Here is a 10346-nt window from a genome sequence, read left to right on the forward strand (position 1 = left end):
ATGAAAAATTGGATGTTAACGATTGGTGTTTTTTTTCTAACATTAGGCACAATTCAAGGTCAGGGTGTAATTGGAAAATGGAAAACAGTTGATGATGAAACCGGTGAAGCTAAATCGATTGTAGAGATTTATGAAAAATCAGGTAAAGTGTATGGTAAAATTGTAGAAATACTTCGCGAAAACCACAAAAAGGACTTATGTACTAAATGTGATGGAGCAGATAAAAACAAGCCAATTCTGGGGATGGTCATTATCAACGGACTTAAAAAAGACGGTTCTGAATACAGTGGAGGAACAATCTTGGATCCAACAAACGGGAAAAAATACAAATGTTATATTGCATTAGAATCTGCGGATAAACTTAAACTTCGTGGTTATGTTGGTATTTCTATCATGGGAAGAACACAATATTGGAGCAGAGTGAAGAATTAATTTCAAAAAAAAATAAAATGCGAAAATTAGCATTGATTGTTTTAGTCCTGGCACAGCTATCCAATAGTTTTGCACAATCTAAGAATTCGCCATTACAAATAAGTCATCTTACGGGTGACTTTTATGTTTATAGGACGTTTCATGAATATAAAGGAACACAGATTTCGGCAAATGCCATGTATCTTGTTACAGCTAAAGGTGTTGTATTGTTTGATGCTCCCTGGGATAAAACACAGTTTCAGCCTTTGTTGGATAGTATAAAGACAAGGCATCATAAAGAGGTTATAATGTGTTTTGCTACGCATTCACATGAAGACAGGGCAGGAGGTTTGGAGTTTTACCGAAAAAAAGGAATCAAAACCTATACAATAAAACTAACAGACGAAATTCTGAAAAAAAACAAAGAAGAAAGAGCGGAATTTGTTATTCCAAATGATACTCTATTTACGGTAGGTAAATATACTTTTGAGGTTTATTACCCGGGAAAAGGTCATGCGCCTGACAATATTGTAGTTTGGTTTAATAAAGAAAAAGTGCTTTACGGAGGCTGTTTTATTAAAAGCGCCGAAGCAAAAGATTTAGGTTATCTGGGAGATGCAGACGTGAAAGAATGGCAGAAATCTATTTTGAGAGCGCAGTCGAAATTTAAAAACCCAAAATACATTGTTACAGGTCATGACGATTGGAAGGATTTGACCTCTTTAAAGCATACACTCAAACTGGCGCAGGAATACAACGGGACTAAGGTTACTAAGTAATAATCTGTTTTTTCTGTATCAAAGAGTTGCAGTTGTTAAGATTTGGTTTTGGAGCTAAATCGTCATTTATAAATTCTATAAAATATTTACATGTTTTTTGTTGAAGTCGTTTTGCCGCTTTCTTTGGCTAAAACTTTTACGTACCGTGTTTCTGAAGCTGAATTTCATTTTATTAAAAAGGGAATGCGGGTAGCGGTACCATTTGGTAAAAGTAAAATTTATACAGCATTGGTGATTGATCTGCATCAAAACGAACCAGGCTTGTATGAAGCCAAAGAAATTCATCAGATATTAGACGAAAAACCTATCGCAACGGAAGTTCAGATTAAACACTGGCTTTGGGTGGCGAATTATTATATGTGCGCTATTGGGGATGTGTACCGTGGCGCTTTCCCAAGTGGATTGTTGTTGGAGAGTGAAACTATTATTTCGTATAAAGTGGATGCAGTAGTGGATCAAAATGAACTTTCGGACGATGAGTTTTTGGTTTATGAAGCTCTGCAGCAACAAAGTTCTTTAAAGATTCAGGAGATTATTTCGATGTTAAATAAGAAAAATATCCTTCCAGTTCTTCAAAAAATGATTGCCAGAAATATTATTGTTTTAGAAGAAGAAATTAAAGAAGGATATAAACCAAAACTGGTTCGTTATGTGAAATTGCATGTTAAATACGAGTCGGATAATGGTTTAGGGGAATTGTTGGAGGTTTTGAAAAATGCCAACAAACAAAAGGAAATTGTACTGGCATATTTTCAGATTATGGCGTCTGATAAAAAGCCGATTACGGTAAAAAAACTGGTTGAGGTTTCAAATTCAACTTCGGCTGTAGTCAAAACGCTGATTGATAAAGAAATTTTTGAAGAGTATCTTTTGCAGCAAGACAGAGTTTTGTTTACGGGACAAACAACAGACCAGCAATTGTTGTTAAGTGAAGCGCAGGAAAAAGCTTTTATTTCGATCAAAGAGAATCTTTTAGAAAAAGAAGTTTGCCTGCTTCATGGTGTTACCTCAAGCGGAAAAACAGAAATTTACATTAAACTGATCGAAGAGTACCTTGCAACCGGAAGGCAGGTTTTGTATCTGTTGCCGGAAATTGCTTTAACCACACAATTGGTTTCCAGATTAAGACTTTATTTTGGAGATAAAGTGGCGGTTTTTCATTCTAAATACAGTAATAATGAAAGGGTAGAGGTTTGGAAGCAAACCCTTGAAAATTCAGAGAAAGCCCAAATAGTAATAGGAGCAAGGTCTGCGCTGTTTTTGCCTTTTGACAATTTAGGTCTATTGATCGTAGACGAAGAGCACGAACAGACTTTTAAGCAAACAGATCCTGCGCCGCGTTATCATGCCAGGGATGCAGCAATTGTTTTGGCTAATTTTCATAAGGCAAAAGTATTGTTAGGTTCGGCAACACCAAGTATTGAAACCTATTTTAATGCACAGGCAGATAAGTACGGTCTGGTATCACTTACTGAGCGTTATAATAATGTTCGAATGCCGGAAATTGTTCTGGTAGATTTGAAAGATAAACATTTTAGAAAAAGAATGACGGGGCATTTTAGTGATCTTTTAATTGAAGAAATCGCGGAGGCCTTGTCTTTGGGTGAGCAGATAATTTTGTTTCAGAACAGACGTGGATATTCACCTATAATAGAATGTATGACTTGTGGTCATGTACCGCATTGCCAGCAGTGCGATGTGAGTCTGACTTTTCATAAGCATAAAAATCAGCTGCGTTGTCATTATTGTGGTTATTCGATTGTCAAACCAACGCATTGCCATAGCTGTTCAAGTATCGATTTGACTACTAAAGGATTTGGTACGGAGCAAATTGAACAGGAACTGGTTACTCTTTTTCCTAAAGCTAAAACCGGACGAATGGATCAGGATACAACCCGAGGAAAGTATGGCTTTGAAAAAATAATTGATTCCTTTAAAAATCGGGAAATTGATATTTTAGTAGGAACACAAATGCTGGCCAAGGGACTGGATTTTGACAATGTGAGCCTGGTTGGGATTATGAATGCCGATAATATGTTGCATCATCCGGATTTTAGAGCTTTTGAACGCAGTTATCAGATGATGACGCAAGTCGCGGGAAGAGCAGGAAGATCAGAAAAACAAGGAAAAGTTGTAATTCAAACCTATAATCCAAATCATAACACGATTCAGCAGGTTACCAATCATAATTATATAGGTATGTATAAGGAGCAATTGTATGATCGACAGATTTACAAGTATCCGCCTTATTTCAGAATTATAAAACTGACTTTAAAGCATCGTGATTTCGATAAATTAAAAGAAGGGTCTATGTGGTTGTATCAGGTTTTAAGTCAGAATTTAAATATGCCGGTACTGGGGCCTGAAGAACCTGCAATCAGCAGAATCAGGAATGAGTATATTAGAACCATTCTGATCAAGATTCCGCAGAACCTACATTTGGTAAATACTAAAAAAACTATTCAGAAAATGCTGAATAGTTTTGAAGCTGTGGCTCAGTACAGAGCTATAAAGGTTGTTGTAAACGTTGACTTTTACTGATTAAGACGACGTTGATAATGCTTTTACTAAATCTTCTTTTTTGTTTCGGCTAAGCGGAATTTTGGTAATACCTATCTCGGCAAATTTACTGTTAAAGCGTTCTACTTTATCAATGTTAATAATATAGGACTTGTGTACACGAATAAATTTTTCTTTTGAAAGATCATTTTCAAAAGATTTCATAGTCGAAAGTACCAGATTGCTATCGTCTTCGGTAACTACTCTTACATAATCACCAAAAGCTTCTATCCATTTGATTTTTGCTGTGAATATTTTGAGTTTTTTAAGATTGCTTTTAATAAATATGTGTTCGCCTTCTTCTTCTTTGATATCTTTTTTTAGTAAATGCATATCAATAGCTCTTTTTACGGAGGCATTAAAACGATCTACGGCAATAGGTTTTTGAAGGTAATCGGTAGCGTCATAGTCAAATGCTTTTAAAGCATATTCTGCTTTAGAAGTAATGAATATAATTTGAGGCTTAGATTTTAGTCCGTCAAGAAAGTCAAACCCATTAATAACGGGCATTTCTATATCAAGAAATATTAAATCGATATTATTTAGAGAGATACAGCTTTTTGCCTCTATTGCATTAGAAAAATCCCCGATTAAATGCAAACCTGGGTGATTATTAACTAATTTTGCAATAATGGTCCTTTGTATAGAACTATCATCTACAACAACACAGTTTAGTTTCATAACATTAAAATTTAGAATAAATTCAGGATAGCAGTAGTAAATGTATTATTTTTTTAAGAAAAAAACTAAAATTGGCATGTATTTTTTGTTGTACAACGAATAAAAGTAAAAAAGTGTTGGATATTTAAAATTTATGGTTACTTTTGCACCCAATTTTAACAAATAAATATTGTATTTATGAATCATTATGAAACTGTTTTCATTTTAAATCCCGTTTTATCTGAGGTTCAGGTGAAGGAAACAGTAACGAAATTTGAAGAATTTCTTACTAGTAGAGGAGCTGAAATGGTATCGAAAGAGGATTGGGGTCTGAAAAAAATGGCTTACGAAATCCAAAACAAAAAAAGTGGTTTTTATCACTTATTCGAATTCAAAGTATCTGGAGAAGTTCTAATTGCTTTTGAAACTGAATTTAGACGTGACGAAAGAGTTATGCGTTTCTTAACTGTGAGTTTAGATAAACATGCTATTTCATGGGCGGAAAGAAGAAGAGCTAAATTAAAATCTACTAAAGCGTAATTATTATGTCTACAATCGAGCAATCTGCAAAAGGAAAAAAAGACGGAGATATCAGATATTTAACGCCTTTAAACATTGAAACTAACAAGACTAAAAAGTATTGTCGTTTCAAAAAATCAGGAATCAAATACATCGATTATAAAGATGCTGATTTCTTATTGAAATTCGTAAATGAGCAAGGGAAAATTCTTCCTCGTCGTTTAACTGGAACTTCATTGAAATACCAAAGAAAAGTTTCTGTAGCTGTAAAAAGAGCTCGTCACTTAGCTTTAATGCCATACGTGGCCGATTTATTAAAATAATTAAAAACTCTAGTCGCTGGTTTCTGTTGAGTCAGAACCTAACTTCTAAAATATAAGGACAACAACATGGAACTTATTTTAAAACAAGACGTACAAAACTTAGGATTTAAAGATGATGTAGTATCTGTAAAACCTGGTTACGGTCGTAACTTTTTAATTCCTCAAGGTTTTGCTACTTTAGCAACTCCTTCTGCTAAAAAAGTTTTAGCTGAAAATCTAAAACAAAGAGCACATAAAGAAGCTAAAGTTGTTGCTGATGCAAAAGCATTAGCTGAAACTTTAAAAGCACTTGAAATTAAACTTACTGCAAAAGCTGGTGGAGAGAAACTTTTTGGTTCTATCACTAACATCGACATTGCTGAAGCTTTAGAGAAATCAGGTAACGCTATTGATAGAAAATTCATCACTAGTGGTATCGTAAAACGTACTGGAAAATATACAGCTAGCATCCGTTTACACAGAGATGTTATTGTAGAATTAGCATACGAGATTATCGCTGAAAAATAATATTTTGTTAACTTCTTGTTAATAAAATCTGAAAACCACTCCTAGGAGTGGTTTTTTTTTGTCTAATTTTGAGAGGAATAACACACTCAAAATCAGCAAAATGAAAAAAAACTTTGCATTGTTACTATGTGTGTTTGCCTTAACCACTACTATCGGGCAAACAACAACGTCGAGTATTAAAGGGATTATCAAAAGCTCTTCCAATGAGCTCTTGCCCGGTGCTACTATCTTAGCAATTCATACTCCTACAGGAAGTAAATATTCAGCTGTTTCCAACGAAGATGGAAGGTTTAATATTTTGAACATGAGAATTGGAGGTCCCTACAAAATTGTCGTGACTTTTGTAGGCTTTCGAAATCATGAATATACAGACTTGTATCTCGATCTGGGGAAACCTTTTAATCTTGACGTCGTTTTGGAAGATGAAAGTCAGACGCTTGAAGAGGTGAAAATCGTGTCTAAGGATAAAGTTTTTAAAAGCGGAAAAACGGGGGCCGAAACTACAATTGGGAAAAGGGAGCTAACAGCTTTACCAACCATTTCCAGATCGGCAGAAGATTTTACACGTTTAGAGCCAACTGCAAGCGGAGGTTCTTTTGGAGGAAGAAACGACCAGTACAATAATTACTCTTTAAATGGTGCTGTATTTAATAATCCTTTTGGGTTGGATGCTGCAACACCCGGAGGACAGACAGGATCGCAGCCTATTTCGCTTGATGCTATTGAGCAGATTCAGGTGGCGACAGCTCCTTACGATGTTACTTTGTCCGGTTTTACGGGAGCTTCTGTCAATGCAGTAACCAAGTCGGGTACAAATGAGCTTCATGGGACAGCTTATGGTTTTTACAGAAATCAGGATCTGACAGGAAGTAAAATTAAAGGAGAGAAAATATTTGTGCCAACCTTAGAGCAAACTCAGGCGGGATTTAGTTTAGGTGCTCCTATTATTAAAGATAAGTTATTCATTTTTGGGAATTTTGAAATCGACAAGCGAAGTGATTTAGGGGCAAATTTCGTTGCTAATAACAATGACGGCGTAACCGGAATTAATGAGTCAAGAGTTTTAGAGTCTGATTTAATTGCGGTTTCAAGTGCTTTGGCTAAGTTGGGGTATGATACAGGACCTTATCAGGGGTTTAAACACGAATCCAATTCGAATAAAGGGATTATAAAGGTAGACTGGAATATCAATGACAATCATAAGCTGGCGGTTATTTATAATTTTCTCGATGCTTCAAAAGACAAACCAGCGCACCCTACTGCTTTGGGTTTTAGAGGGCCAAATGCTTCCATTTTGCAGTTTAGAAATGCAGGGTACCAGATTAACAACAACCTCAGTTCTTTTCTGGTCGAATTAAATTCAAAGTTCAGTGAATCGGTTTCAAATAAGTTACAGGCCGGGTATTCGCATTTTAATGACTACAGGGTGCCATTTTCAGTTCCGGCTCCTGTAATTAATATTCAGGATGGAGCGGGTTCTAATTATATTATTGCAGGACATGAACCTTTTTCTATTAATAATACTTTAGATCAGAAAGTAATTCAGATTACAAACAATCTGAGTTATAATGTGGGCAAACATGCCTTTACTTTTGGAGCTTCGTTTGAGAAATTTAAGTTTGCGAACTCCTTTAATCTGGCCGGTTATGACAATTTTGGAAATCCAAACGGATATGCCGGAACCTTTTTCACACCTTATTTTACAACGCAGGATTTTTTAAATGATGCTGCCAAACCTTTTGCCACCAGTATTATCGCGCAGAATTTGAAGTATGCTCAGGATGTTTTTGCAACTAAAAGCAATTTTGAAGTGGGAAGTAATGGAGGGTGGAAACTGGCTGAATTGAATGTAGGACAATTGGCATTTTATGCCCAGGACGACATCAGTATCGGGGATGATTTTAAACTGTCGTTGGGGTTAAGAATAGACAAACCCTTGTATTTTAATACTGCCGATTTGATTCAGAAATACATAGATACGGATAATGGCGGGGGCAAAAGAAATAACAATACCGATTATTTTAATCCGCAAACAGGTCAGGCTGTTAAGTTAATTTCTACCGATTTACCTAGTGATCGAATTTTATGGTCGCCTAGGATTGGTTTCAACTGGGATGTTAATGGTGATGCTACTTCGCAGCTTCGTGGAGGTTCGGGAGTTTTTACCGGAAGAATTCCTTTTGTGTGGTTAGGCAATCAGGTTAGCGGTGCCGATGACAGCTTTTTCCAGATTATGGATCCGGATTATAAATGGCCGCAGGTTTGGAGAACGAGCCTGGGATTTGATCACCGATTTGAGAGTAATTATATCGTAACAGCAGATTTGTCTTATAATAGAGATATCAATGCGGTACACGTTCAGAATTGGGGATTAAAAGCACCAACCGGTACATTGGCGGGTGTAGACAACAGGTTTATTTATCTAGCGGCAGATAAGGGAGCAAACAATGCTTATGTAATGACAAATTCAGATAAGGGGAGTGCTTTTAATGCAACGCTAAAAGTGCAGAAAAACTTCGAAAATGGTCTTTATGCCAGTGTGGCTTATAATTATCTGAAATCGAAGGATGTAAACTCTATCGAAGCTGAAATTACAGGAGATGCTTTTGCTTTTAATCCGGCCTTAGGAAATGTAAACAATGATGTGCTTTCGAATTCGAAATACGGAGACAATCATCGTTTTATAGCGGTAGGTTCTAAAAAATGGAAGTATGGAAAAGACAAGTGGGCAACAACGGTTTCTGCTGTTTTTGAATACGCACAAGGAGGACGCTTTAATTATACGTATGGAGGAGATATCAATGGAGACGGTTCCAATGTAAATGATTTAATTTATATTCCTACAACAGCTGAAATAGCGCTAATGAATTTTAGTGCAGCGGGAGAAGGAGCTGCTTTTGACCAATTTATCGCCCAGGATAAATATATGAAAAATCGAAGAGGGCAGTATGCAGAGCGTTATGGCGCAATATCTCCGTGGAGAGGAAGATGTGATCTGAAGATACTGCAGGATTATAACTTCAAGATTTCTTCGGCTTCTGATAAAAAGAATACGATTCAGTTTAGTATTGATGTATTGAATTTTGGGAACTTGCTAAATTCAGACTGGGGAGTGGTTCAGGTACCTACAAGTGTGCAGCCTATTGGGGTGAAAGTTGTTGGAAATACGCCAACGTATACTTTTAACGGAACACAGACCAAAACGTTTAATTATGATGCCAGTTTAATGTCGAGATGGCAGGCGCAATTTGGTATACGATACATTTTTTAGTAAAGCAAAAAAAGTTATAAATTTGCCCTCGCATTTGCGGGGGCTTTTTTTATGGATACAAAAAAAGTTCCGGAATTTTATACAAGCTCTTTTTAGAGTGTTTAACACAAGAAAAATAATGAAATACGCAAGATTAACAAAAGAGCAATTTGATGAATTGCACGCAGAATTTGCCAGCTTTTTGGCGACGCAGGCTATTGATAAAGCAGAGTGGGATGCTCTTAAAGTAAATAAACCGGAAGTTGCTGAACAGGAACTGGATGTTTTTTCAGATTTGATCTGGGAAGGTGTTTTGTCGAGAGCAGAATTTCTGGAGCACTTTTCTAGAAATCACATTTTTTTATTTCAGTGTTTTGAAACCCATGTTCAGTCTATTGTATTAAAATCACTGGTTGCTGAAACTGATTTTCTGACCAAAGATGGTTTGCAGTGGTTATCTGATAATATGTTTACTGAAAATATAGAAATGAAAGTGGGCAAAAAAGTATTTACAGAAGATCGAAATGCCTCTATTTTTGAATTAATTCAGCAAGGAGCATTCTTAAGTGACGGACAATTGTTTAAGCAAATTAATTCGATTATTGAATCGTAATTGCTCTTTTTGAAGATTTAAAGGTTTGGAATAGGTAAATGTTTGATATTTAAATGTTTACCTATTTTTTATTTTTTTAACTTTTGTTTAATTTTTAATGTTTTTTTTTACCCGTATTTCTACGCATTTTTTCTGAATAATTTAAAAAAAGTAGCTCTTTCTTATCAATTTTTAGATTTACTTTCCATTTATGCTTTTTTTGCATAATTTTAATCGATTACCTTATATATTTGTAATCTTTTACTTTCTTTTTATTAAGGTTAGAAAAAATAAAAATATTTTTTAACATTTTATTTTAGCTTCTTTTTACGTTATAAAGGCAGGTTTTTCCGATGATTTGCATGTTTTTTGAATTTGTTATTTCCAGTAAATTTGAAAAACAGTAAAATTATACTTGTTTCGTATGCTCCTTTTTTCTAATTTTAGTATTGAAAAAGTTAAACAAAACTTTTTGATCCTTTTTTCCAAAAACATCGATTTAATATATTTTTAATAAAGTAAGTGGTGTTTTTGTACCGTTATCTAGAGTTGAAGTTTTTTATAATAACTTAATTAGTTTGCGTATGGAATTGATCACTACTTTCTTTATCAAGTTTGCATTAGGTTTTCGTATTATTTTAGCTTTGTCTTATAAGAGTTTGAATAAAATTGAATTTATCATCAAATTGAATTTTTGTTCCACTTCAAACTTATTTCATCAATTTTCCAATTCTGTTATTTTTTCA

At 35.0% G+C, this 10346-nt stretch carries 9 protein-coding genes; 8 read left to right on the top strand and 1 reads right to left on the bottom strand.

From position 1 onward, the window contains the following. From AC3IS6_RS14520 to priA, 3 genes are all read left to right on the top strand, one after another. Positions 1-432, top strand: coding sequence for a DUF2147 domain-containing protein (locus tag AC3IS6_RS14520; RefSeq protein WP_070908556.1), 432 nt, complete (start codon positions 1-3; stop codon positions 430-432). A 17-nt stretch (positions 433-449) separates the two neighbouring features. Further along, entirely contained in the window at positions 450-1190 is a 741-nt protein-coding gene (bla-B1-FLAV, locus tag AC3IS6_RS14525; protein ID WP_281924124.1) for a subclass B1 metallo-beta-lactamase, read from the top strand. Positions 1191-1280: 90 nt separating this feature from the next. Next, complete coding sequence (gene priA, locus AC3IS6_RS14530) at positions 1281-3731, top strand: replication restart helicase PriA (RefSeq protein ID WP_489160353.1); 2451 nt, start codon at positions 1281-1283, stop codon at positions 3729-3731. On the opposite strand, the gene AC3IS6_RS14535 is transcribed toward priA, so the two are convergent. After that, on the bottom strand, positions 3732-4430 hold the full coding sequence (locus tag AC3IS6_RS14535) for a LytR/AlgR family response regulator transcription factor (RefSeq protein WP_173966876.1): 699 nt from the start codon (positions 4428-4430) through the stop codon (positions 3732-3734). A gap of 177 nt (positions 4431-4607) precedes the next feature. Here AC3IS6_RS14535 and rpsF point away from each other — a divergent pair, with 177 nt between their 5' ends. The 5 genes from rpsF (at position 4608) to AC3IS6_RS14560 (ending at position 9621) form a co-directional block, all read left to right on the top strand. Further along, a complete protein-coding gene (rpsF, locus tag AC3IS6_RS14540) occupies positions 4608-4949 on the top strand; it encodes a 30S ribosomal protein S6 (RefSeq protein WP_041518692.1) in 342 nt (113 codons plus the stop codon). Between the two features lie 5 nt (positions 4950-4954). Beyond that, positions 4955-5251, top strand: coding sequence for a 30S ribosomal protein S18 (gene rpsR / locus AC3IS6_RS14545; RefSeq protein ID WP_002987043.1), 297 nt, complete (start codon positions 4955-4957; stop codon positions 5249-5251). Positions 5252-5317: 66 nt separating this feature from the next. Next, positions 5318-5758 (top strand): 50S ribosomal protein L9, encoded by a 441-nt coding sequence (gene rplI, locus AC3IS6_RS14550; RefSeq protein WP_173966877.1) that lies wholly within the window; start codon positions 5318-5320, stop codon positions 5756-5758. Between the two features lie 100 nt (positions 5759-5858). Then, entirely contained in the window at positions 5859-9029 is a 3171-nt protein-coding gene (locus tag AC3IS6_RS14555; RefSeq protein WP_489160356.1) for a TonB-dependent receptor, read from the top strand. A 118-nt stretch (positions 9030-9147) separates the two neighbouring features. After that, complete coding sequence (locus AC3IS6_RS14560; protein WP_489160358.1) at positions 9148-9621, top strand: DUF6495 family protein; 474 nt, start codon at positions 9148-9150, stop codon at positions 9619-9621. Positions 9622-10346: the final 725 nt, after the last annotated feature.

It is taken from the genome of Flavobacterium sp. KH_035 (genome assembly GCF_057839565.1).

Coding starts and splice junctions, on each gene's coding strand:
- AC3IS6_RS14555 (WP_489160356.1), top strand. CDS start 5,859: ATGAAAAAAAACTTTGCATTGTTACTATGTGTGTTTGCCTTAACCACT.
- rpsR (WP_002987043.1), top strand. CDS start 4,955: ATGTCTACAATCGAGCAATCTGCAAAAGGAAAAAAAGACGGAGATATC.
- AC3IS6_RS14535 (WP_173966876.1), bottom strand. CDS start 4,430: ATGAAACTAAACTGTGTTGTTGTAGATGATAGTTCTATACAAAGGACC.
- rplI (WP_173966877.1), top strand. CDS start 5,318: ATGGAACTTATTTTAAAACAAGACGTACAAAACTTAGGATTTAAAGAT.
- AC3IS6_RS14560 (WP_489160358.1), top strand. CDS start 9,148: ATGAAATACGCAAGATTAACAAAAGAGCAATTTGATGAATTGCACGCA.
- priA (WP_489160353.1), top strand. CDS start 1,281: ATGTTTTTTGTTGAAGTCGTTTTGCCGCTTTCTTTGGCTAAAACTTTT.
- bla-B1-FLAV (WP_281924124.1), top strand. CDS start 450: ATGCGAAAATTAGCATTGATTGTTTTAGTCCTGGCACAGCTATCCAAT.
- rpsF (WP_041518692.1), top strand. CDS start 4,608: ATGAATCATTATGAAACTGTTTTCATTTTAAATCCCGTTTTATCTGAG.
- AC3IS6_RS14520 (WP_070908556.1), top strand. CDS start 1: ATGAAAAATTGGATGTTAACGATTGGTGTTTTTTTTCTAACATTAGGC.